The organism is Streptomyces sp. 796.1 (genome assembly GCF_047525675.1).
Lineage (GTDB): Bacteria > Actinomycetota > Actinomycetes > Streptomycetales > Streptomycetaceae > Streptomyces.
In genome coordinates, this window is the sequence record NZ_JBLIWA010000021.1 from 1 (window position 1) to 22,263 (window position 22,263).

Sequence of the window (22,263 nt, forward strand, 5' to 3'; positions counted from 1 at the left end):
GGCCGGGGCCGGGCGGCGCCGGGGCGGGCGCACGAGCGCCGGGCGGCCGTCCCCGGTCGGGGCGGCGCACCCGGCGCTCGTGTGCGGGCCGTGCGGCCTGGCGGGCCCGTGCGGCCCTGGGGCTCAGAGGAAGGAGTTGACCTGAATCGTCTCGTCCCGGCCCGGGCCGACGCCGATCGCCGAGATCGGCGCCCCGGACATCTGCTCCAGCGCCTTCACGTACGCCTGCGCGTTCTTCGGCAGGTCACCGAAGGTCTTGGCCTTGGTGATGTCCTCCGACCAGCCCGGCAGGTTCTCGTAGATGGGCTTGGCGTGGTGGAAGTCGCTCTGGCTGTACGGCAGCTCCTCGACCCGCTTGCCGTCGATCTCGTACGCCACGCAGACCGGGATCTGCTCCCAGCCGGTGAGCACGTCGAGCTTGGTCAGGAAGAAGTCGGTGAGGCCGTTGACGCGCGTCGCGTACCGCGCGATGACCGCGTCGAACCAGCCGCAGCGCCGGTCGCGACCGGTGGTCACGCCGCGCTCGCCGCCGATGGTGCGCAGCGCCTCGCCGTCCGCGTCGAGCAGCTCGGTCGGGAACGGTCCGGCGCCCACCCGCGTGGTGTACGCCTTCAGGATGCCGATCACCCGGCTGATCTTGGTGGGGCCCACGCCCGAGCCGGTGCAGGCACCGCCGGCGGTCGGGTTGGAGGAGGTCACGAAGGGGTACGTGCCGTGGTCCACGTCGAGCAGCGTGCCCTGGCCGCCCTCGAAGAGGACGACCTTGCCCTCGTCGATGGCGTTGTTGAGGATCAGCGTGGTGTCGGCGACGTAGTCCTTGATCTGCGCCGCGTAACCCAGGTACTCCTCCACGACCTGGTCGGTGCCGATGGCCCGCCGGTTGAAGAGCTTGACCAGTATCTGGTTCTTGTCGTGCAGGGCCGCTTCGACCTTCTGGATCAGGATCGACTCGTCGAAGAGGTCCTGGACCCGGATGCCCACCCGGTTGATCTTGTCCGCGTACGCCGGGCCGATGCCGCGCCCGGTGGTGCCGATCTTCCGCTTGCCGAGGAAGCGCTCGGTGACCTTGTCGATGGTCTGGTGGTACGGCGTGATCAGGTGGGCGTTACCGCTGATCAAGAGCTTGGACGTGTCGACGCCGCGCTCGTTCAGCCCGCTCAGCTCGGAGAGCAGGACCGCCGGGTCCACGACGACGCCGTTACCGATGACCGGTGTGCAGCCGGGGGAAAGGATTCCGGAAGGGAGCAGGTGCAGCGCGTACTTCTGGTCACCGACGACGACGGTGTGACCGGCGTTGTTGCCGCCCTGGTAGCGCACCACGTAATCCACCGAGCCACCGAGCAGGTCGGTGGCCTTTCCCTTGCCTTCATCACCCCACTGAGCACCGAGCAGCACGAGTGCGGGCACAGGCGTACACCCCTTCCGGGCGGGGCATGTCCCACGTGCGTGGCGGTACGCGTCATCGCGTCCCCGCCGGCAGAGCCGTCGGACCGGTGCCCCGGAATAGACCAAGCCCCTGGCGCAATAGCGCAAGGGGCTCTTGCACCGAGATGCTACCTGAGGAAGGACCGAGGTGTCGGCTCCAGAGCCCCGCGTGAGCGCAACGCCACCGCTGCTCATGATCATCGACCCGGGCGCCCGGCGCGCCGACGGGGAGTCCGTACGGATCGCCAAGGACGTGCTGTGCGCGCGGGCGACCACCAAGATCTGCCTGCCGGACGGGCCCGACGAACTCACCCGGGCGCTGGCCCGCCGCGGCAGCAGACGGCCCGTGGTGGTGGGCGATGACCGCGCACTGCTGCGGGTGGTGACGCTGCTGCACCGGGAGCGGACGCTGGCCACCACGCCGCTGGCGATGGTCCCGGTCGGGCCGCCGGCCGCGGTCCGGCTGGCCACCGCCCTCGGCATCCCGACCGACGCGGTCCGGGCCGCCCGCACCGTGCTCGACGGCCGCGACCACCGGCTCGACCTGCTGGTCGACGACAGCGACGGGGTGGTGATCGGCGAGTTGAGCGTGCCGTGCGGCGAGGGCGCCGCGGGGCCGGCCGACGACGCGGCGGGCACCGCCCCGCACGACCCGGCGGACCGCCTCCTGGGCGTGGACCGCCCCGACCATGCTGACCACGGGGGCCAGACCGCGCATCCCGGCCACCCCGATCGCGCCGCTCACCCCGACCGCCCCGACCGTCCCGCGCACCCCGCGCGCCCGGGCGACGTCGGCTGGCCGGCCGGTGCGGGTCCGGCGACTGGTGCGGGCCCGACGACCGGTGCGGCTTCGGCCGGTGCGGGCCGGCCGGTCGGTACGGGCCAGCCGGCCGGCGGGCGTTCCGGTGGCGACCAGCCGGTCGCCGCGGGGGCCGGGCCCGGTGAGGGCCGCGGTCAGACGCCGGACGGGACCCGGCCGGCCGCCGCTGCCGACTCCCCCGCCGGTGCGGGTACGGACCGGGCCCCGGGTGTCGACGCCGGCGAGGGCCGGGTGCCGCGGCAGCGGCCCGGGCGGCAGTCGACGGGCGGCAGGCCCGGCCCGTGGTGGTCGCCGGCGGCCCGTACGGCCCGTACCGCGCTCGCCCTGCTGACCACGCCGGTCTCCGGGCGCGCCGGCCCCGGCGGGCGCCGGGCCAGGCAACCGGTGACCCGGCTGCGGGTGGAGGCGGACGGGGTGCTCCTCGCCGACCTCGACCACCCGGTGGAACGCGTGTCGGTGGCCACCGGCCCGCTCGCCGAAGCCGCCGGGCCCCACCCGGCGGGCGGCAGCCAGGCCCGCCCTCCCGACGCCGACGCCGCGCGGCGCGGGCTGGCCGAGGTGGTGGTCTACGGGCACGCGTCGGGCGGCCCGGTGCGGCTGGCGGCCCGCGCCGTGACCGTCTCCGGCCCCGACTTCCGCTACCGCGCGGACGCGGTCACCGCGGGCCCGGTCCGCACCCGCACCTGGCGACTGCTCCCGGAGGCGTGGTCGGTCACGCTGCCGCGCTAGGGGCGCGGCGGGCGGCTCGTACGGCGGGTACGGCGGCCGGTTGCCCACGGCTCGTACGGCGGGGGTGACGCCGGCGGCGTGCACGGCGGGTGTCGCGGGGGCCTGCCGGCGGCTGCGGCTCCTGCGCACGAACGGCCCGCACGTCGGGCGCGGCGGTCCGCACGTGAAGGACGCGTGCCGTGCACGGCGGGTGCGCGGTACGGCACACGCCGCGTACGGCACGTACGGCGTCGCCGTCGGCCGCCTCGGGTCGCGGGGGACACGCCGGCGCGGTGTGGGCCGGCCGGCGCAGGAACCATTCACCTCAGTGGGGCGCGACCCTTCGCCCCGGTGGGGCGGTAGCCGTCCGTCGCGGTGGGGCGGAGCCGCCCCGCACGGGCCCGGCGGCTAGCCACCCAGCGCTGCGCGGCCCTCCCTGCGCACCGACTGCTGCTCGCGCCAGCGGTCCATTATCGCGAGCATCTCGCCCTGGAGGTACTCGAAGAAGTCCGCCGTCTCGGCCATCCGCTCCCCCGCCGGGGTGTCCCGGCCCAGCGCGTCCGCACCGTCCCGCAGCGTCACTTCCCAGCGGGAGAGGACCTGGTCGCGGCGGGTGATCGTCTCGTACCAGAGCTCGGTGTGGACCTGGTACCGGTCGCGGCGGGAGCCCGGTTCGCGCTCCCGGCCGACCATGTGGACCTGCGAGAGGTACCGGATCGCGCCGGAGACCGCGGCCGGGCTGATCCGCAGTTGCTCGGCCAGTTCGGCCGAGGTGAGCGAGCCGGTGTCGGAGACCAGCAGCGCGGCGAAGACCCGGGAGGCCATCCGCTGGAGACCGGCCTCCACCAGCTCGGCGGCGAACCGCTCGATGAACCGGCTCACCGCGTCCTCGTCCCGCCCGGACGCCGCCTCCTGCCCCGCGGCCTCGGCCCCCGGAGCGGCACCGGAAGCAGCGGCGGGCGCAGCGCCCGGCCCCGTGGCGGGTCTGGTGCCGTTCACCGCGTCCGCGGCCGTCCCGTCCCGTACGTCATCCGCCGTGGCCGCGGCCCGGTCGGCGTCCGCCCCGTCCACCGGTTCGGCCGCCTTGAGTTCCGTCATCTTGAACTCCGTCGTCTCGCCCAACACCCATCATCCCCGGCTACTCAAAGCCTCCCCACCGATTATACGTTTCCTTAACTTCACAAATTTCTGAAAGAAGAGTAGCTTCGGCCTCATGACGACGGCAATCACCGTGTCCGACCTCCACAAGTCCTTCGGCCGGACACACGCACTGGACGGCCTCAACCTCGACGTCGCGACAGGCGAGGTGCACGGCTTCCTCGGCCCCAACGGCGCGGGCAAATCCACCACGATCCGCGTCCTGCTCGGGCTGCTCCGGGCGACCAGTGGCGCCGTTCAACTCCTCGGCCAGGACCCGTGGCACGACGCGGTCGAGCTGCACAAGCGGCTCGCGTACGTCCCCGGCGACGTCACGCTGTGGCGCAACCTGAGCGGCGGCGAGGTCATCGACCTGTACGGGCGGCTGCGCGGCGGCCTGGACAAGACCCGGCGCGCGGAGCTCCTGGAGCGGTTCGACCTGGACCCGACCAAGAAGGGCCGCACCTACTCCAAGGGCAACCGGCAGAAGGTGGCGCTGGTCGCGGCGTTCGCGTCCGACGTGGAACTGCTGATCTTCGACGAGCCGACCTCGGGCCTCGACCCGCTGATGGAAGAGGTCTTCCGGGACTGCGTCTCCGAGGAGCGCGACCGCGGCCGGACCGTGCTGCTGTCCAGCCACATCCTCAGCGAGGTCGAGGCGCTGTGTGACCGGGTGAGCATCATCCGCAAGGGCAAGACCGTCGAGACCGGTTCGCTGTCCTCGCTGCGCCACCTGACGCGCACCTCGGTGACGGCCGAACTGGACAGCGCGCCGAACGGGCTGACCTCGCTGCCCGGCGTGCACGACGTCGACGTCCAGGGCCGCCGGGTCAAGCTCCAGGTGGACACGGACAAGCTCAACGCGGTGGTCAAGCAGCTCAGCGAGGCGGGCGTGCGCAGCCTCATCTCCACGCCGCCCACCCTCGAAGAGCTCTTCCTCCGCCACTACCAGGACGACTCCGCCCGGGAAGAGGCGATCGCGCGATGACCGCGGTAGCGAACGCCCGGATCGCGGCACCGCCCAAGAGCGGCTCCCGCGACCTGGCGGGCACCGGGACCCTGTTGCGGCTGGCGCTGCGCCGCGACCGGATCATGCTGCCGATCTGGGTGCTGTGCCTCGGCCTGTCGGCCAGCAGCACCGTCAGCCGGCTCGACAGCTCGTACGACACCGCTCAGAAGCGCGCCGACCTGGCCAACGACATGAACGCCAACGGCTCCACGCGGGCGCTGTTCGGTGCGGCCTTCGACGATTCGCTGGGCGCCCTGACGGTGTGGCGGGTGGGGTCCTTCCTCACCGTCTTCGCCGCGATCATGAGCCTGTTGCTGGTCATCCGGCACACCCGGGAGGAAGAGGAGACGGGCCGCCAGGAGGCGCTGTCCTCCGGGATGGTGGGCCGCCGGGCCGGGCTGACCTCGGCGCTGATCACGGTCGGCATCGCCAACGGCATCGTCACACTGCTCATCGCGGGCAGCCTGGCGGGCCAGGGCGGCAGCGGTGCGCTGGCGCTCGGGCTCGCGGTCGGGCTGAGCGGCATGGTCTTCGGCGCCATCGCCGCGGTCGCCGCGCAGGTCACCGAGAACGCCCGGGTGGCCAGGGGCCTCGCATCGGCCGCCGTGGGCGCCGCGTTCGTCCTGCGGATGGGCGGCGACGCGGCCAAGGACGCCTCCGACGGCTCCAGCCACGTGCTGGTCTGGCTCTCGCCGCTGGGCTGGGCGGAGAACGCCCGGCCGTACGCGAACGAGCGCTGGTGGGCGCTGCTGCTGCTCGCCCTGCTGACCGCGGTGGCCATCGGCGTGGCGTACGCGCTGGCCGGTCGCCGGGACATCGGCGCCAGCTTCTTCGCCTCCCGCCCCGGCCCCGCCACCGCGAGCGCCGGCCTGGCCACCGTGTACGGGCTGGCCTGGCGCCTCCAGCGCGGCACGCTGCTGGCCTGGGCGGCCGGGTTGGCCTTCGCCGGTGCGGTGTTCGGCGGGATCGCGGACGGCGCCGAGGACTTCCTCGGCGACAGCGAGAGCACCCGCGACACGTTCCTGCGGATGGGCGGTCAGGAGGGTCTGACGGACGCGTTCCTCGCGTCGATGGTCGGCATCCTGGGCCTGGTCGTCACCATCCACACCGCGAGCGCCGTACTGCGGCTGCGCGCCGAGGAGACCGACCAGCGCGCGGAGCCGCTGCTGTCGAACGCGGTCAGCCGGGTGCAGTGGGCGGCCAGCCACCTGGTCGTCGCCTACCTGGGCCCGGTCGTCATCCTCGCCGCCGGCGGGCTGGCGCTCGGGATCGCGTACGGGGCCGCCTCCGGCGACCTCGGGGGCGAGGTGCCGCGGGTGCTGGGCGCGACGCTGTTGCAGGCCCCCGCGGTGTGGGTGATCACCTCGATCGCGGTGTTCCTGTTCGGCGTGGCCCCGAAGTTCACGGCGGCCACCTGGGGCGTGGTCGGGTTCGTGGTGGCCATCGGCTGGCTTGGCCCGGCGATGGAGCTGTCCCAGTCGGTGATGAACCTGTCGCCCTTCGGCCACCTGCCGAAGGTGCCGGGCGGCGACATCACGGCCACCCCGTTCCTGTGGATGGTCCTGCTGACCGCCGTCCTGCTGGTGGGCGGTCTGGCCGGGCTCAAGCGGCGCGACATGAGCAACTAGCGCCCGAGCCGACCGGTGGCGCGGGGCGGCCGACCGCCGCCCCGCCCCCTGAACCAACCGGGCCCCCGGGCCCCCCGGCAGCGCGACCCCGTGACGACGCGGGCCGCGTGAGCACCTGCCGGGTCCGCACCACAGTGCGGCGCCGGACTCCGTTCACCCCCGTATCGGAGACCGGCGCCGCACTGCTGTGTTGGGGGCTCTGGTGGGTCTTGGTGGGGGTGGGGCCGGTGCCGGCAGGGATTATCCACAGGCTGTGGATAATTATGCGGGCGCGCCGGGACCCGTCGGGGCGGACGGGGCGGACACACCCGGCCCCGGCACCCGGCCGGACCGGATCGCGCCGCCCCGCCCGTACGGCGCAGCCCCCTTACGCGTCGACAGGCTGCCAGACGGGACCGCCCGGTCCGACCCGTACGCGCCCGAAGACCACGTCGGCGAAGTGGATGCCGAAGCCGATCGTGTCCGGCTGCTGGAGTTCGGCGACCAGTTGGCGGCGGTGCTCGGCGGCCTGCGCCCCGTCGTGGTCGGGGTAGGCCCGCCATTCCGGGTGGCCGACCTGGACCGGCGAGTGCAGGGCGTCGCCGAAGGCGATGAGGCGCCGGCCGCCGCCGCTGATGACGTACGCGGCGTGGCCCGGCGTGTGGCCCGGCACCAGACGGACCCGTACGCCGGGGAAGACCTCCTCGCCGTCCGCCACCGTGCGCACCCGCGGGGCGAGGGCGGCCACCATCTCGGGGCTGGTGCCGTGCGCCGCGAGGAGGTCGCGCTGTTTCCACTCGGGCTCGGCCACCAGGTAGGCGGCCTGGTCGAAGGCGGGGCGATCGCTGCCGGGCGCCGGCTGCCAGGCCCAGCCGACGTGGTCCACGTGCAGGTGCGTGAAGGCCACCGCCTCGACCTGGTCGGGGGTGCGGCCGAGCGCGGCCAGGCCCTCGACCAGACCGCCGGTACGGATCTCGCCGACGGGGGTGCCGGGCTCGACCGGGAAGGCCGTGGGCCCGAAGCCGGCGTCGATGAGCAGCGCCCGGTCCCCGCGCTCCACCAGCAGACCGCCGACGCCGGCCGCGAAGCAGCCGTCCGCGTCCAGGTGGTCGGCGTGGGTGGTCCACACCTCGTCGGGGGCGTCCGGCAGCCAGCCGCGCGCCGTGAGTTGCACCGAACCGTCCGGCACGAAGCTCACCTTCGTCTCACCCAGTGTCAACGACCTCGGACCCGACGGCCGGCGCAACCGTTCCGGGTCGTGCGATGCGGCGGTGCTCATGGGGCGCTCGTTCCTCTCCGTACGGGACAGGGGACAGCACGCCGCGGAACCGGTGCGCCGCGGCGGCAGCGCTCACGCTATGCATCAAGCCTTAACTATGCAAGCTTGCAATATTAAGACTGGATGTTCTTGCTAGGATGGGCCGCATGACGAACCCGGAAGCGCAGGCCATCGCCGAGCGGGAGCTGTGCGGCCTGATCAACGGGATGGCCCAACAGATCGCGGAGCACGTACGGCAGCGCGCCGTGAAGCTGGGGCTGACGGCCCCGCAGGCCACGGCGCTGCGCGAGCTCACCGGGCCGATGACGATGCGCGAGCTCGCCGATCGGATGAGCTGCGAACCCTCCAACGCCACTTTTATCGTTGACAAGTTGGAGCAGCGGGAGCTGATCGAGCGCTGCCCGCACCCGAGCGACCGGCGCGCCAAGCACCTCAAGCTGACTCCGCGGGGCGACGCGCTGCGCGAGGAGTTGCTCGCGCTGCTGCACGAGGAGTCCCCGCTGGCCGGGCTCACCCAGCCGGAGCGGGACACCCTCCAACAGCTCCTGGCCCGGGCGACGGCCGGCCCTGCGGGCCACGCGCCGCGCGCCTGACACCGCGGGGCACCCGCGCGCACCCCCTGCGCCCCGTCGCGCCCGACCCCCAGTCTCGTCCACGCGGACACGATCCGGCCGGCCCCGTTACGCCGCGACCAGGAGTTCCCGCAGGCCGCGCTGGACGAATCCTGGCTTGCGGGGCGGGTCGGCAACGGCGTGCAGGCCCGGCGCCCGGGTCAGCAACTCCTCGAAGACCGCGGTGAGTTCGAGCCTGGCGAGCGGGGCGCCGAGGCAGTAGTGGATGCCGGCGCCGAAGGAGAGGTGCGGATTGTCGGCGCGGGCGAGGTCGAGCCGGGTGGGCTCGGCGAACCTGGCCGGGTCGTGGTTGGCCGACCCGAAGAGCAGCGCCACCTCGCTGCCGCGCGGAATGACGGTGCCCGCCACCTCGACGTCGTCCAGCACCCACCGCTCGAAGAGGTGCAGCGGCGAGTCGTAACGCAGCAGTTCTTCGATCGCGGTCGGCAGCAGGGCCGGGTTGCCGCGCAACGCGGCAAGTTGCTGCGGGTGCTGGAAGAGGGCCCACCAACTGTTCCCGGTGGCGTTCACGCTCGCCTCGTGGCCCGCGTTGAGCAGCAGGACGCAGGTGGAGACCAGTTCCTGTTCGCTGAGCCGGTCGCCCGCCTCGTACGCCGCGATCATGGCGCTGATCAGGTCGTCACCCGGGGAGCAGCGGCGGGAGGCGATCAACTCCCTGAGGTAGTCGGAGAATTCGGTGCTGGCGCGCACCGCGCGGCGGGCGGTCTCCGGGCTCGGGTTCAGTTCGTACATCGCGCAGATATCGGCCGACCAGGGGCGGAGCAGGCCGCGGTCGGCGGGTGGCACGCCGAGGAGTTCGGCGATGACGGCGACCGGCAGCGGCTCGGCGACGTCGGCGATCAGGTCGCCGCCGCCATCCGCGAGCAGCGTGTCCACCAGCGACGCGGCCAGCCGCCGGACGACCGGCGCGAGCCGTTCGACGGTACGGGGCGTGAACGCCTGCGAGACGAGCCGGCGCACCCGCGGGTGGGCGGGCGGCTCCAGGTCGAGCAACCCGTTCGCGTCGAGCGTGGTGAACGGCTCGTGCTCGGGCAGCGGCGCCGGCCGGCCGAACTCCTCGTGGCCGAACCTGTGGGTGTAGCTGCGCCCCAGGCTGCGGTGGGTGAGCAGCGCCCGGACGTCCGCATGACCGGGCACCAGCCACTGGTCGGTCGGCGCGAAGTAGTGCACCCGCCCGCGCGCCCGCAACTCCGCGTACCCCGGGTACGGGTCGGCAGCGAACTGCGGGTCCCACGGGTCGAACGCCACCGGCTCACTCATGCCCCCACTATGCCGGGGCCTAGGGGCGCGATCCAGGACCGACCCGGGGCGAATTGCCGTACGGGCGTTGGCAGTTGGGGGGATGTGTAGTTGGGGGATGTGCAGTTGGGGGGTGGAGGCCTGGGCGGTCAGACGAGGCGGGCGATCTCCATCAGGACCGTACGGGCCGCCGGCGTGGCCGGGTCGATGGCCGGGAAGTGCCCGACGTCCGCGATGCGCACCAGCCGTACGGGCTGGCCGGCGGCGTCGGCCGCGGCCACGAACGCCTCCGCCACCGCGGGCGGTACGTCCACGTCGTCGGCGCCCTGGACCACGGTGGTGGCAACGCCGGTCGGCAGCAGGGCGACCGGATCGGTGCAGGCCAGCCGGTGGGCGACGGCCGCGCCCGGGGCGGCGGCAGCCGGGGTGGCGGCAGCCGGGGCGGCCGAGCCCGGAGCAGCCGAGTGCAGAGCGGCAGGGCCCGGGGCCGGGGACGATGCCGGAAGTTCCAGCAGTTCGTCGACCGCGTCGGAGCAGACGGCCAGCGCCCGGGCCGTCGCGAAGTCCGCGATGGGGGCGAGGGCGACCACCCCGCGCAGCGCGGGCGGTGCGGGCAGCCGCCACGGGGTGCCGGCCGGCAGCCGGTGCCGGGCCGCCGCCCACAGCGCGGCGTGCCCGCCGGCCGAGTGCCCCACCAGGATCGGCCGCTCCGCGTCCAGCGCCGACCAGCCGGGCCCCGACAGGCCGCGGACCAGCGCGGGCAGCGCGTCCAGGGCCGCCGCGATGTCGTCGAAGGTCTCGGGCCACCGCCCGGCCAGCGGCCGGGCCTGCCCCGCGGGCGGCGCGCCCGCACCGGCGGCCGGGCGCCCGCCGTCCCGGCCCCGCCGGTACTCGACCGAGGCGACGGCGAAGCCGTGCGCGGCGAGGTGACCGGCCAGGGGCGAGAGGTGGCGGCGGTCGTACGGGGCGCGCCAGGCGCCGCCGTGCAGCAGGACCACCAGCGGGACGGGGTCGCGGCCGGGCGCGGCATCCGGACGACCGGGGTGCGACCCCGCCCCGGGCGCAGGCGCTGCCCCCGCCCCTGTGCGTGGTTCGGGCGGGGTGGCGACGGCGCGTGCGGAGGGGGCGGGGAGTGGACCGCGGGGCAGGTAGAAGTCCACCACCTGGTCCGGGCCCGGGCCGTAGCCGGCCGTGGCGTCCGGAGGGACCTCCGGGTGGCCGAAGGCCGAGGACTCCTCGCGCTCCGCACGCGTCATCGCCTCCGTCATGACGTGGCGAGCACCTCCCCCAGCGCCCAGGCGGCGCGCTCCGCGTCCGCGAATCCGGTGTACAGCGGCGTGAAGCCGAACCGCAGGACGTCCGGGCGGCGGAAGTCGATGACCACGCCGCGCTCCAGCAGCCGGTCGGTGACGCCGCCCGCGTCGGCGCAGCGCAGCGCGACCTGACTGCCGCGTTCCGCGTGCTCCCGCGGCGTCAGCGACTCGACCGCGCCGGCCGGCACGTACGCCGCGACGCAGTCCAGGAAGAAGTCCGTGAGGGCCAGGCTCTTGGCCCGTACGGACTCGATGTCGACACCCTGCCAGGCGTCCAGCGCGCTCTCCAGGGCCAGCATCGACAGGATGTCGGGCGTGCCGACCCGGCCGCGTACCGCGCCGTCGGCCGGTGCGTACCCGCCGGCCATGGCGAACGGGTCGGCGTGCGAGTTCCAGCCGGGCAGCGGCGAGTCGAAGCGCGGCTGGTGGCGGGCGGCGACGTACAGGTAGGCCGGTGCCCCGGGGCCGCCGTTGAGGTACTTGTACGTGCAGCCGACGGCCAGGTCCACGCCGTGCGCGTCCAGGTCGACGGGGAGCGCGCCCGCGCTGTGGCACAGGTCCCAGACCGCGAGGGCGCCGGCCGCGTGCAGGGCCGCGGTGGTGCCCGGCAGGTCGTGGCGGCGGCCGGTGCGGTAGTCGACGTGGTTGACGAGGGCCAGCGCGGTCCGCGCGGTGACCGCGGCCGGGACGTCCGCCGCGGGGACCGGCCGCAGCGTGCAGCCGGTCAGCCGGGCGGCCGACTCTGCGATGTAGCCGTCCGTGGGGAACGTGCTCTCGTCCACCAGGATCTCGTCACGCCTGGCGGCGCCGGCCGCCGCGGCCCCGGTTGTCACGGCCCCGGGCCGGGCCGCGTCCGACGGCTCGGCGCCGGCCGCGGTGCTGCCGCCGCGGGCCAGCCGGACGCCGGCGACGACCGCCTTGAGGACGTTCACGCTGGTCGAGTCGCCGACGACGACCTGTCCCGGCGCGGCGCCGAGCAGCCCGCCGACGCGGTCGCCGATGCGTTCGGGCGCCGTCCACCACTGGTTGTCCCACCAGGAGCGGATGCGGTCGCGGCCCCACTCCTGCTCGATGACCTCGGCCAGCCGGCCCGGCACGCTGCGCGGCAGCGCGCCCAGCGAGTTGCCGTCCAGGTAGACCGTGCCGTGCGGGTCGTCGGCCCCGTCCACGACGAACCGTTCGCGGACCGCGGCCAGCGGGTCGGCGGCGTCCCGGCGCGCGGCGTCGGCCACCCGCGCCCGCCGGGCCTCCGTACGGTCGGCCGCTGCGTGGTCGGCCGCCGCGGGCGCAGTCCCCGTCACCGCGCTCTCCGTACGGGCGCTCTCCGTACGCGGGGTCGTGGTGCGCTCAGACATAGCTGCGCGCCGTCCACAGCTCGGGGAAGACGTGCTTGCCCGCGCGCTTCTCCAGCCAGGCGACGCCGGATGAGCCGCCCGTGCCGGTCTTGGCGCCCATCGCGCGCCGGGTGGCGACCAGGTGGTCGTTGCGCCAGCGCCAGACGAGTTCGGCGACCTCGGTCAGCGCCTCGCCGAGCACCGTCAGGTCGTCGCCGGGCCCGCCGGGAGCGACGCCGGGCGCGGCGTCGGACGGCGCCCCGGTCCCGGCCGGTGTGCCCGAGTAGATCTGCTGCCAGGCCCGCTCGACCGCCTCGTGCGGCTCGTACCGCTGGGTGACGTCGCGCTCCAGCACCTCGTCGGGGATGGCGAAGCCGCGCCGGGCCAGGAACCGCACCGCCTCGTCGTACAGGCTCGGCTCGGCCAGCGCCTTCTCCAGCTCGGCGTGCTCGCGCGGCGCCCCGCGGTGCGGGACCAGCATGGAGGCGGACTTCTCGCCGAGCAGGAACTCCAGCCTGCGGTACATCGCGGACTGGAACCCCGAGCCCTCGCCCAGCGCGCTGCGGTACGCGTTGAACTGGCCGGGCGTCAGGTGCGCGAGCGGCTTCCAGGAGGCGTTGAGCGCCTCCAGCTCGTAAGTGGACCGCTTCAGGGCGGCCAGCGTGGTCGGCAGGTCGTCCTGGCGCAGCGCGTCGGCCGCGGTCTGCCATTCGTGGGTGATCACCGTGAACCACAGCTCCATCACCTGGGTGGTGACCAGGAAGACCATCTCTCCCGGATCGTCCGAGAGCGGCTGCTGGAGGTGGGTGAGCACGGAGGCCCGGACGTAGTCGTCGTACGGGGTGGTGCCCTGGAAGTCGAGGTTCGGAGTGTCGTTCTCCGCCTCGTCGATGCCGAAATGTCCGGTGTGCTGGGACATGGCTGTCTCCTCAGTACTGCTTCCGGGTAGCGGTCCGCCCCTTCCTCATCGGCATGGGAGCCCCGGTCCCCTCTCGGACCCACGATCGCTGATCATCGGATCCTGCGCGCATCATGCTCGGAAGCCCGTGCACACGGCAAGGGCCTGCCTGGTCGACATGTGCGACCGGCAGGCCCTGACGGCAAACCCGCGCGACGGGCGGCGGACCACCGGACTGCGCCACCGGACGCCCCGCCGCCTGGCCCCGTCGCGGCGGAGTCGGGCGGATCAGCCGGGGGCGTCGGCCGCCTTAGCCGAGGGTGTCGGCGGCGGTGGGCGAGGAGTCGCGGAGGAAGGTCGAGCAGCGCTCGTACTCCTCGTTCTCGCCGATCGACTGCGCGGCGCGGGCCAGCGCGTGCAGGGCGCGCAGGAAGCCACGGTTCGGCTCGTGCTCGAAGGGCACCGGGCCGTGGCCCTTCCAGCCGTTGCGGCGCAGCGCGTCCAGGCCCCGGTGGTAGCCGGTGCGGGCGTACGCGTACGACTCGACGACGCGGCCCGCCTCGAACGCCTCGTCGGCGAGCTGCGCCCAGGCGAGCGAGGAGGCGGGGTACTTCGCGGCGACCTCGGCCGGTGCGGCACCGCTGGCGAGCAGTTCGCGCGGCTCCGGGTCGTCGGGCAGGTGGGTCGGGGGCGGGCCCCCGAGCAGGTTCTCGTTAATGGCCATGAGTTCCAGTCTGCCGGACCGCGGGACGCCCGGGCGCCCCGCGTCTGCCCCGGTTACGGGGCTCCGCATCCGCCCTGGTGACGGGGGCCCGCCGGGGCATGACCCCGGGGTGAAACGGTATGGCCATGTTTGCCCGTCTAGTGGCCCTGCGGGGGGGCGGGAAGTGGCCCAGGGAGGCGGCGGAAGTGGCCCAAGCGGGGGCCGGCGAGCTCGGTGAGGTCCGGTGAGCCCGGTGGGGGCCGGTGAGCCCGGTTGAGCCCGGCGGCTGGTCAGGTCGATGGGGCCGGTCGGTCCGGTGGGCGCGGAGGTTCGCCCGGGTCCAGCGGGGGTGCGGTGAGGCCGCAGTGGTGGGCGCACTCGGGGTGGCTGGGTTCGGTCTGCGGGGCGTTCGGCGGATGGGCCAGGAAGTCGCTGCGGACCGTGGCCCAGGCGAGGACCGAGCCGAGCAGCAGCACGCCCGCGCACCAGAGCATCGCCAGCCGGAAGGCGTCGTCGAACGCGCCGGCCGAGCGGTACGCGTCCGGGCCCATGCCCGCGAGCAGCGGCAGCGCGGCCACCGCGATCAGGCCGGCGGCCCGGGCCGCCGCGTTGTTGATGCCGCTGGCCAGACCGGCCCGGCCGACGTCGACCGAGGCGAGGACGGTGGCCGTGAGCGGCGCGACCAGCGTCACCATGCCCGCGCCGAGCACCAGGAGCGCGGGCAGCACGTCGCGCCAGTACACCGGATCGGCGTGCACCCGCAGCATCAGCAACATGCCGGCCGCACAGAGGAGTGGCCCGATCGTGAGCGGCAGTCTGGGCCCGGTGCGCTGGGCCAGTTCGCCGGAGCGGGCCGAGAACAGCAGCATCAGCACCGTCGTCGGCAGCAGCGCGGCCCCGGCGGCGAGCGCCGAGTAGCCCGCCACCACCTGGAGCTGCACCACCGACAGGAAGAAGAAGCCGCCGAAGGCCGCGTACACGCACAGCGTCACCAGGTTGATCGCGGTGAACTGGCGGCTGGCGAACATGTCGGGCGGCAGCATCGGGTGCGCCCGGTGCAGCTCCAGGTAGCAGAAGGCCCCGGCGACCAGCAGCCCGCCCACGGCCGCGCCGACCACCAGCGGCGATGCGCCCTCGTCCGGGGCCGCGATCAGGGCGTACGTGACGGCGCCGAGCGCCACCGCGCCGAGCACGGCGCCTGCCACGTCGAACCGGCCGCCGGCCTGCGGGTCCCGCGACTCCGGCACGTACCGCAGCGCCACCGGCACGCAGACCGCGGCCAGCGGCACGTTGAGCAGGAACACCCAGCGCCAGCCGGGGCCGTCCACCAGCCAGCCGCCCAGGAACGGGCCGACCGCCGCGCCCACGCCGCCCAGCCCCGACCAGGCGCCGACCGCCCGGGCCCGGTGGTCGGGCCAGAACGCGGACTGGATGAGCGCCAGCGAACCCGGGGTGAGCAGCGCCCCGCCCACGCCTTGCAGGGCCCGCGCGCCGATCAGCACCACCGCGTTCGGCGCGAGCCCGCACAGCAGCGAGGCCACCGCGAACCAGACCACGCCGATGACGAACACCCGACGCCGCCCGAACCGGTCGCCCAGCGCCCCGCCGAGCAGGATCAGAGCGGCCAGGGTGAGCATGTACGCATTGACGGTCCACTGGAGTCCGCCCAGGTCAGCACCGAGGTCCTCGCCGATCTTGGGCAGCGCGACATTGACCACGGTGCTGTCGAGCAGCGCCATGGCGGAGCCGAGCACGGTGGTCAGCAGCACCAGCCGCCCGGTGGCCGTGCCCATCCGCACGTTCCCGGCGGACTCACCGGCGGCTCCCCCGGCGCTCCCGGCTCCCCCGTACGCCCCGCCGCCGGCCGCCCCGCCGCCGGCCGGTGCCGCATCCGTGTCCGCAGCCGCATACGTGTCCGCAGCCGCGTCCGCCCGGTCGGCCGGCGAGGCCGGCGCGTGCTCCGGGTCGACGGGGTCGGGGCGATCCGTCATGCCTTCGATCCTCCGCGTCTCGCCACCACCGGGCCACCCGGGCCACGGGAATCACCGGGCCACCCGGGCCACGGGAATCACCGGACCACCCGGGCCACGGGAATCACCGGACCACCAGGCCGCCGGGGGGAAGACCCGCACCCGGACGCCGCCGTGCCCCGCCCCGTACGCCGAAAAGCCCGCCACCGGCCGCGCACGGACGGGCCGTGCGGGAGGTGGCGGGCTTGGTCGGCGCCTTGCCGGCGCAGGGCCGGCGCGGGCCGTCGGGCAGGTCGCGGGGCAGCGCCGCGACCCGCCCGACGTACGGGCTGACCTGGGACGATCCCGGGCTGCCGGACCGATCCGGAGTGCTCCGGGCCGATCCGGACCCACCCGGGCCGCTCCGGACTACTTCAGCTTCGTGCCGGTGGCGCGCAGGTCGGCGCACGCCTTGGTGACGCGGGCGGCCATGCCGGCCTCGGCGAGCTTGCCCCAGCTCCGCGGGTCGTAGACCTTCTTGTTGCCGACCTCGCCGTCGACCTTCAGGACGCCGTCGTAGTTGCGGAACGCGTGGTCCACGATCGGGCGGGTGAAGGCGTACTGGGTGTCGGTGTCGAGGTTCATCTTGACGACGCCGTTGCCCAGCGCGACGCGGATCTCCTCCTCGGTCGAGCCGGAGCCGCCGTGGAAGACGAAGTCGAACGGGTCGGCCTTGCCGGAGCTGGCGGCCAGGCCGTCCTGGAGGTCGCGGAGCAGCTCGGGGCGGAGGACGACGTTGCCCGGCTTGTAGACGCCGTGCACGTTGCCGAACGAGGCAGCCAGCAGGTAGCGGCCGTTCTCGCCCAGGCCCAGCGCCTCGGCGGTCTTCTCCACGTCGGCGACGGAGGTGTACAGCTCGTCGTTGATCTCGTGCGAGACGCCGTCCTCCTCGCCGCCGGTCGGGGTGATCTCGACCTCAAGGATGATCTTCGCCTTGACGGCCTCGGCGAGCAGCTCCTTGGCGATGGCCAGGTTGTCGTCGAGCTTCTCGGCCGAACCGTCCCACATGTGGGACTGGAAGAGCGGGTTCTGGCCGGCGGCCACCCGCTCCTGGGAGAGGGCGATCAGCGGCCGGACGAAGCCGTCGAGCTTGTCCTTGGGGCAGTGGTCGGTGTGCAGCGCGATGTTGACCGGGTACTTCTTGGCCACCACGTGCGCGAACTCGGCCAGCGCCACCGCGCCGGAGACCATGTCCTTGCTGTACTGACCACCCAGGAACTCCGCACCGCCGGTGGAGACCTGGATGATGCCGTCGCTCTCGGCCTCGGCAAAGCCACGCAGCGCCGCGTGCAGAGTCTGCGTCGAGGTCACATTGATTGCCGGGTAGGCGAACTTGCCTGCCTTCGCCCGGTCGAGCATCTCGTTGTAGACCTCGGGGGTTGCGATGGGCATGGGTCCGCTCCTTGTGAAGTGCCGGATTGCGTAGTGAGGCCCTGACCTAGGGGGCGACGTCATCGTCGCCCCCCATCCTTCCAGACGCGTGCGGCTCACCCACACGGCGTGCGACGCGGCCCCACCGAGATGTGTGAACGGTGGGGGCCGTTTCACGTGAAACAGCCCCCACCGTTAAGAAAACCGCAGGTCAAGTGATCGTTTACGGTCAGCCGAGGTCAAGGTCGGCAAGGCCGTACGCCTGGTAGTACGGCAGTCCCGCGGCCTCGATCGCGGGCGCGGCGCCGCGCTCCACGATGACCGCCACGGCCACCACCTCGGCGCCCGCCTCGCGCGCGGCCTCGACCGCCGTCAGCGGCGAACCGCCCGTCGTCGAGGTGTCCTCCACGATCAGCACCCGACGGCCCTTGATGTCCGGGCCCTCGATGCGGCGCTGGAGGCCGTGCGCCTTGTTGGCCTTGCGGACCACGAAGGAGTCGAGCCGACGGCCGCGCGCGGCGGCGGCGTGCATCATCGACGTCGCGACCGGGTCGGCGCCGAGCGTCAGCCCGCCGACGGCGTCGTACTCCAGGTCGGCGGTGAGGTCGAGCATGACCTGACCGGCCAGCGGTGCGGCCTCGCCATCCAGGGTGATCCGGCGCAGGTCGATGTAGAAATCGGCCTCAAGACCGGACGAAAGGGTCACCTTGCCGTGCACCACGGCCTTGTTCTTGATCTGCTCCAGGAGGGCATCACGCACGTCGCTCATGTGCACGAGGTTAGCCGGGCCCCGGCCCCGGGCCGGTGCACGCCCCGTGCGGGGCGCAGGTGACGGGCCTTCGGGTGCGCCTGCGGTACGAGCCTGGCGGCTGGCCTCGGGCACGCATGTCGTACGAGCCTGGTGGCTGTGTTCGGGCACGCCCCCCGTACGAGCCCCGGCGGCCGGCCCGGGGGCGCCTTCTCCGTACGGGCCCCCGGGTACGCCCCGGGCGGGTCAGCGGCGGGGTGCCGCGCCCGCCCGGTCGACGGCGGCCTTGGTGAGGATCGCGGAGCTGCCGACGACGGTGCCGGCCGGGCCCGCGTCGCCGGCCTCGGTGAGCACCGTGCGCTCGCCCAGGAACGCGTGGCTCTCCCGGTCGAAGATCCACTGGGTCTGCTGGCCGCGTGTCGTACGGGCCACGGCCACGCCCTCCCGGCCCGCCGCGTCCTGCGCCGACTGCACCACGGTGACCCCGGGGATCTTCGCCGCGGCCCGGTAGAGCGCGGCGCTGACCTTCGGCGGCGCCCAGGTCTCCATCAGCAGGTCGCCGATGGCGGTGAAGGCCCGCTGGTCAGCGCTCTGCCCCTGGCCGTGGCTCGCCTTGCGGATCAGGTCGAGCAGCGCATCGGGGTCGGTGGGCAGCCCGGCGACGTACGCATGGGTGGGGTTGCTGATCGAGGGCCCGGACCCGGAGGCGCTGGGCTTCGGTGTGGCCCCGGGGCGCTCGATCGTGTACACCGGCGCGTCGGCGCCGAGCTGGCTGTCGGGCTTGCCCGCCTCGCGCAGCAGGCCCGTACGGCTGCCGTCGGCGGACAGCCACACCTGGCGGCGGTGGGCGGCCGGCAGGGTCACGGCGCCGCCGTCGGCGCTCTGCCCGGCGTAGGCCACCTTGCTCTCCACGTACACGAACTGGTCGTCCTTGACCTGCGGCTGCTCGCCCTCGGCGGCGGCGAGGGCGACGCGGTTCAGGAGCTGGGCGGCCGGCGCCGCCTGGACCGGGGCCGGGGTGGGGGTCGCGGTGGTGCTCGGATCGGAGTCGGTCATGAGGTCGGCCGCCAGCACGCCGCCGGCGACGACGGAGCAGGCCAGGGCCGGTGCCAGCACCCGTACCAGCAGTCGGCGCTGGCGCGGCGTACGGGCGGTGCGGACGCTGCGGGTCGGGGCCGGTTCGGCGAGTGCGGCCTCGCGCAGCACTGTGTGCTTGAGCAGTTGCTCGCGCTCGGGGGTGAGGTCGGGGACGTTCGGCGGGGGCAGCAGTTCGGTCAGCGCCTGGCGCTCGGTCTGCTCGGTCGCGTTCGACGGGCTGCGCCGCGGGGCGAGGTTCATCCGAGGTTCTCCTGGGTGAGCGGGGCCGCGGAGAAGCGGCCGGGCAGGGTGGTGTCGGGGGTGCGGCCGGGGCCGGCCGGGGAGCCGGGGCCGCCGGTGAGCGTCGGCCACGCGGCCACGGAGCGCGCGGCGGCCGGCGGCTGCGGGGCGTAGCCGGCGGGCGCGGGCCTGACGGTCGGCGGGGCACCCGGGCCGGTGGGGCCGGTAGGCCGGGTGGGGCCCTTGGGGCCAGTGGGGCGCGTAGGGCCGGTCGATCCGGTCGATCCGGTGGGGCCAACGAGACCAGCGGGACCAGTCGGGCTCGTCGGACCCGTCGGACCCGTCGGGCCGGCGGGGCCTGCCGGGCCGGTCGTCGCCGGGGCCCGGGGCACGCCCCGGCCGGCCTTGGTCTCCGCGGCGGCGAGCTCGCGCAGCCGGCCGCGGGCCCGGGACAGCCGCGATCTGACGGTGCCGACCGGCACGCCCAGCACCTCGGCAGCCGCCGCGTAGTCCAGGCCGGCCCAGACCACGAGCATGAAGACCTCGCGGTCGCGGCGGCGCAGCCGGGCCAGTGCGGCGCGGGCCACCCGCAGTTGCTCGGTGTCCGCGAGGTGCGTGACCAGGTCGTCGACGAAGTCGGGGACCGAGCCGCGCTCCGGCACGCGGGCCAGCGCTACGTCCCGCCGGCGGCGGGCCCTGGCGTTGCGCCGCATGATGTTGGTCGCGATGCCGAGCAGCCACGGGCGCAGGCTCTCCTCGCCCGGCCGCAGCTTCTCCCGGCCGCGCCACGCCTCAAGGAAGGTCGCGGACACGACGTCCTCGGCCTCCGCCCAGTCGCCGGTGACGCGCAGCGCGTACCGGTAGAGCACCTGGGCGTGCTCGTCGTACAGCTCCCCCAGGGCGTCGCGGTCTCCGCTGCGGAAGCGGTTTCTCATGAGTGATTCCACATGGAGCACTGCCCTCCGCAACGCCCGAGTTCCGGTGACCTGCGCCACACGCCCCACCCTGCCCGGGGGTGGGTGACGCAGGTCACGGGAACTCCGGGGCGCCAGCGCGCAGTGCTGATCATGACTACTTCCTCGTCGTCCCGGCCGCCGCGCCGGACCGCCCTGCGCGCCCTCGCCGTGGCCGTCGCCGTCGTCGGCAGCACCCTGCCCACCTGGAACGCGTCGGCCACCGGCGGCCCCCACTCCGGCCCCGGCACCACTGCGGCGGCCACGCCGACGTACACGCTCACCATCCACCACCTCGGCCGCGACGGGCAGGTCGCGCCGCGGTACAAGACCCAGATCACCGAGTTCGCCGGGCAGGGCAACACCGAGGTCCTGACTCCCACCGACACCTCGGGCACCACCACCGTACGGCTGCCGAAGGGCCGCTACCTGCTCTCCTCCATGCTGCACGGCAAGACCAACGCGGAGGGCACCGACTGGGTGGTGCAGCCGCGGCTCGACCTGAACCGCGACACCTCCCTGACGATCGACTCGCGCACCACGAAGCCAGTCGACGTGCGGCCCCAGGACGACTCGGCCGAGCACGTCAGCGGCACGATGTTCGTCGCGGCCGAGCACGACGGCGCCACCCGCTACGCCAACGTGATCGTCGCCACCCCGACGTTGCGCGTGGCGCACCGCGGCCCGGCGGCCGAGGCCGGTTCGGTCCAGCGGTGGTACGACGTGTACTGGCACGGCAAGCAGCACCGCTACGCGCTCGGCGACGTCAGCACCGGCGACCGCGCGCTGACCGGCCTGGTCCGGCACCCAGCCGACAAGGACCTGGCCGAGGTGAAGATCCGCGGCGCGGCCCACCCCGGCAGCGACGGCATGGCCGTGCTCGACGTCACGCCGAGCACCCGCGACACCGCCGGCTCCTACGTCGCCGCGATGCCCGCCCCCGGCACCGTCAGCTTCCTCTTCAGCCCGCAGCGCGGGAAGTACAACATCGGCTACACCAACCCGCGCACCGAGGAGGAGGGCCCCTCGTCCTGGTACGAGGTCAGGAACGTCTCCCCGCGCCTGGGCCGCTCCCTCACGCACACCTTCGACAACGGCGTCTTCGGCCCGAAGCTCGACGGCTCCCCCGGCGTCACCCGCACCGGCAACCGCATCGCCGTCGACGTACCGCTGCTCGCCGACGGCGACGGCCACCAGCCCTTCGAGCAGCCGTACGACACGGCGTCCACCACCCTGTACCGCAACGGGCAGAAGGTGAAGACGGTGACCGGCAAGCCCGGCAGGGCCACCTTCGACGTGCCGACCGGGCGGGCGAACTACCGGGTCACGGCCACCGTGCGGCGCACCGGGCAGCGCGGGGCCGCCACCACCGTGACCGCCTCCTGGACCTTCGCCTCGCAGCGGACCGCCGCCGCGGCCAAGCTGCCGGTGAGCGTGGTGCGGTTCGCGCCGGCGCTCGGCCTGGACGGCACCGCCCCGGCCGGCAAGGCGCTGCGCGTCCCGGTCTCCGTGCAGGGGCCCGCGCGCGGCCACGTCCGCGCGCTCGACGTCGCGTACTCCGTCAACGGCGGCACCTCCTGGCAGCGGGCCGCGGTGGTCGGCGGCGTCGCCACCGTCCCGGCCCAGAAGGCCGGCACCGCCGTCACGCTCCGCGCCAAGCTGACCGACACCGCGGGCAACACGCTCACCCAGACCGCGGTCAGCGCCTACCGGACCCGGTAGCCACCCCAGCCGGGTGGGCCGCGACCGGCGGGTCGCGGC

At 74.3% G+C, this 22,263-nt stretch carries 18 protein-coding genes; 5 read left to right on the forward strand and 13 right to left on the reverse strand.

The features are described from left to right. Nucleotides 1-123 precede the first annotated feature (123 nt). Complete coding sequence (locus tag ACMA1D_RS16055; protein ID WP_414724653.1) at nt 124-1,407, reverse strand: adenylosuccinate synthase; 1,284 nt, start codon at nt 1,405-1,407, stop codon at nt 124-126. A gap of 187 nt (nt 1,408-1,594) precedes the next feature. Here ACMA1D_RS16055 and ACMA1D_RS16060 point away from each other — a divergent pair, with 187 nt between their 5' ends. Continuing rightward, a complete protein-coding gene (locus ACMA1D_RS16060; RefSeq protein WP_414724654.1) occupies nt 1,595-2,974 on the forward strand; it encodes a diacylglycerol kinase in 1,380 nt (459 codons plus the stop codon). A gap of 387 nt (nt 2,975-3,361) precedes the next feature. Here the strand turns inward: ACMA1D_RS16060 and ACMA1D_RS16065 are convergent, their stop codons facing one another. Next, on the reverse strand, nt 3,362-3,835 hold the full coding sequence (locus ACMA1D_RS16065; protein ID WP_349996407.1) for a GbsR/MarR family transcriptional regulator: 474 nt from the start codon (nt 3,833-3,835) through the stop codon (nt 3,362-3,364). A 331-nt stretch (nt 3,836-4,166) separates the two neighbouring features. Here ACMA1D_RS16065 and ACMA1D_RS16070 point away from each other — a divergent pair, with 331 nt between their 5' ends. Together ACMA1D_RS16070 and ACMA1D_RS16075 are read left to right on the forward strand one after the other, a co-directional pair. Continuing rightward, on the forward strand, nt 4,167-5,078 hold the full coding sequence (locus tag ACMA1D_RS16070; protein ID WP_414724655.1) for an ATP-binding cassette domain-containing protein: 912 nt from the start codon (nt 4,167-4,169) through the stop codon (nt 5,076-5,078). Beyond that, complete coding sequence (locus tag ACMA1D_RS16075) at nt 5,075-6,727, forward strand: ABC transporter permease (protein WP_414724656.1); 1,653 nt, start codon at nt 5,075-5,077, stop codon at nt 6,725-6,727. The genes ACMA1D_RS16070 and ACMA1D_RS16075 overlap by 4 nt, the downstream gene beginning before the upstream one ends. A 367-nt stretch (nt 6,728-7,094) precedes the next feature. On the opposite strand, the gene ACMA1D_RS16080 is transcribed toward ACMA1D_RS16075, so the two are convergent. After that, nucleotides 7,095-7,985, reverse strand: coding sequence for an MBL fold metallo-hydrolase (locus tag ACMA1D_RS16080; RefSeq protein WP_414724657.1), 891 nt, complete (start codon nt 7,983-7,985; stop codon nt 7,095-7,097). Nucleotides 7,986-8,131: 146 nt separating this feature from the next. Between ACMA1D_RS16080 and ACMA1D_RS16085 the strand changes: the two genes are divergently transcribed. Then, nucleotides 8,132-8,578: a MarR family winged helix-turn-helix transcriptional regulator gene (locus ACMA1D_RS16085; RefSeq protein WP_414724658.1), complete on the forward strand. Its 447-nt coding sequence runs from the start codon at nt 8,132-8,134 to the stop codon at nt 8,576-8,578. Nucleotides 8,579-8,665: 87 nt separating this feature from the next. Here the strand turns inward: ACMA1D_RS16085 and ACMA1D_RS16090 are convergent, their stop codons facing one another. The 10 genes from ACMA1D_RS16090 to ACMA1D_RS16135 form a co-directional block, all read right to left on the reverse strand. Then, nucleotides 8,666-9,877, reverse strand: a complete 1,212-nt coding sequence (locus ACMA1D_RS16090) for a cytochrome P450 (RefSeq protein ID WP_414724659.1) — start codon at nt 9,875-9,877, stop codon at nt 8,666-8,668. 128 nt (nt 9,878-10,005) lie between these two features. Beyond that, nucleotides 10,006-11,124, reverse strand: a complete 1,119-nt coding sequence (locus tag ACMA1D_RS16095; protein ID WP_414724660.1) for an alpha/beta hydrolase — start codon at nt 11,122-11,124, stop codon at nt 10,006-10,008. Beyond that, nucleotides 11,121-12,524, reverse strand: coding sequence for a kynureninase (gene kynU / locus ACMA1D_RS16100; RefSeq protein ID WP_414724661.1), 1,404 nt, complete (start codon nt 12,522-12,524; stop codon nt 11,121-11,123). Before kynU ends, ACMA1D_RS16095 begins: the two co-directional genes overlap by 4 nt. Then, nucleotides 12,517-13,422: a tryptophan 2,3-dioxygenase family protein gene (locus ACMA1D_RS16105; RefSeq protein ID WP_414724662.1), complete on the reverse strand. Its 906-nt coding sequence runs from the start codon at nt 13,420-13,422 to the stop codon at nt 12,517-12,519. The genes kynU and ACMA1D_RS16105 overlap by 8 nt, the downstream gene beginning before the upstream one ends. A 289-nt stretch (nt 13,423-13,711) precedes the next feature. Next, nucleotides 13,712-14,125: a DUF3151 domain-containing protein gene (locus ACMA1D_RS16110; protein ID WP_414724663.1), complete on the reverse strand. Its 414-nt coding sequence runs from the start codon at nt 14,123-14,125 to the stop codon at nt 13,712-13,714. A gap of 269 nt (nt 14,126-14,394) precedes the next feature. Continuing rightward, nucleotides 14,395-15,897 carry an MFS transporter gene (locus ACMA1D_RS16115; protein WP_414724740.1) on the reverse strand — a complete coding sequence of 501 codons (1,503 nt, stop codon included), beginning with the start codon at nt 15,895-15,897 and terminating at the stop codon, nt 14,395-14,397. A gap of 585 nt (nt 15,898-16,482) precedes the next feature. Beyond that, nucleotides 16,483-17,505, reverse strand: a complete 1,023-nt coding sequence (fbaA, locus tag ACMA1D_RS16120; protein WP_414724664.1) for a class II fructose-bisphosphate aldolase — start codon at nt 17,503-17,505, stop codon at nt 16,483-16,485. Between the two features lie 208 nt (nt 17,506-17,713). Then, nucleotides 17,714-18,253: an orotate phosphoribosyltransferase gene (gene pyrE, locus ACMA1D_RS16125; RefSeq protein WP_414724665.1), complete on the reverse strand. Its 540-nt coding sequence runs from the start codon at nt 18,251-18,253 to the stop codon at nt 17,714-17,716. A 225-nt stretch (nt 18,254-18,478) separates the two neighbouring features. Further along, on the reverse strand, nt 18,479-19,570 hold the full coding sequence (locus ACMA1D_RS16130) for a CU044_5270 family protein (RefSeq protein WP_414724666.1): 1,092 nt from the start codon (nt 19,568-19,570) through the stop codon (nt 18,479-18,481). Then, a complete protein-coding gene (locus ACMA1D_RS16135; RefSeq protein ID WP_414724667.1) occupies nt 19,567-20,484 on the reverse strand; it encodes a sigma-70 family RNA polymerase sigma factor in 918 nt (305 codons plus the stop codon). Before ACMA1D_RS16135 ends, ACMA1D_RS16130 begins: the two co-directional genes overlap by 4 nt. 132 nt (nt 20,485-20,616) lie before the next feature. Between ACMA1D_RS16135 and ACMA1D_RS16140 the strand changes: the two genes are divergently transcribed. Continuing rightward, nucleotides 20,617-22,224 (forward strand): serine protease, encoded by a 1,608-nt coding sequence (locus ACMA1D_RS16140; RefSeq protein WP_414724668.1) that lies wholly within the window; start codon nt 20,617-20,619, stop codon nt 22,222-22,224. Nucleotides 22,225-22,263: the final 39 nt, after the last annotated feature.

Excerpts from the sequence above, each read along its gene's own strand:
- ACMA1D_RS16070 (WP_414724655.1), top strand. The coding sequence starts at position 4,167 with ATGACGACGGCAATCACCGTGTCCGACCTCCACAAGTCCTTCGGCCGG.
- ACMA1D_RS16105 (WP_414724662.1), bottom strand. The coding sequence starts at position 13,422 with ATGTCCCAGCACACCGGACATTTCGGCATCGACGAGGCGGAGAACGAC.
- pyrE (WP_414724665.1), bottom strand. The coding sequence starts at position 18,253 with ATGAGCGACGTGCGTGATGCCCTCCTGGAGCAGATCAAGAACAAGGCC.
- fbaA (WP_414724664.1), bottom strand. The coding sequence starts at position 17,505 with ATGCCCATCGCAACCCCCGAGGTCTACAACGAGATGCTCGACCGGGCG.
- ACMA1D_RS16115 (WP_414724740.1), bottom strand. The coding sequence starts at position 15,897 with ATGGGCACGGCCACCGGGCGGCTGGTGCTGCTGACCACCGTGCTCGGC.
- ACMA1D_RS16090 (WP_414724659.1), bottom strand. The coding sequence starts at position 9,877 with ATGAGTGAGCCGGTGGCGTTCGACCCGTGGGACCCGCAGTTCGCTGCC.
- ACMA1D_RS16080 (WP_414724657.1), bottom strand. The coding sequence starts at position 7,985 with ATGAGCACCGCCGCATCGCACGACCCGGAACGGTTGCGCCGGCCGTCG.
- ACMA1D_RS16095 (WP_414724660.1), bottom strand. The coding sequence starts at position 11,124 with ATGACGGAGGCGATGACGCGTGCGGAGCGCGAGGAGTCCTCGGCCTTC.
- ACMA1D_RS16130 (WP_414724666.1), bottom strand. The coding sequence starts at position 19,570 with ATGAACCTCGCCCCGCGGCGCAGCCCGTCGAACGCGACCGAGCAGACC.
- ACMA1D_RS16135 (WP_414724667.1), bottom strand. The coding sequence starts at position 20,484 with ATGAGAAACCGCTTCCGCAGCGGAGACCGCGACGCCCTGGGGGAGCTG.
- ACMA1D_RS16075 (WP_414724656.1), top strand. The coding sequence starts at position 5,075 with ATGACCGCGGTAGCGAACGCCCGGATCGCGGCACCGCCCAAGAGCGGC.
- kynU (WP_414724661.1), bottom strand. The coding sequence starts at position 12,524 with ATGTCTGAGCGCACCACGACCCCGCGTACGGAGAGCGCCCGTACGGAG.
- ACMA1D_RS16085 (WP_414724658.1), top strand. The coding sequence starts at position 8,132 with ATGACGAACCCGGAAGCGCAGGCCATCGCCGAGCGGGAGCTGTGCGGC.
- ACMA1D_RS16110 (WP_414724663.1), bottom strand. The coding sequence starts at position 14,125 with ATGGCCATTAACGAGAACCTGCTCGGGGGCCCGCCCCCGACCCACCTG.
- ACMA1D_RS16140 (WP_414724668.1), top strand. The coding sequence starts at position 20,617 with ATGACTACTTCCTCGTCGTCCCGGCCGCCGCGCCGGACCGCCCTGCGC.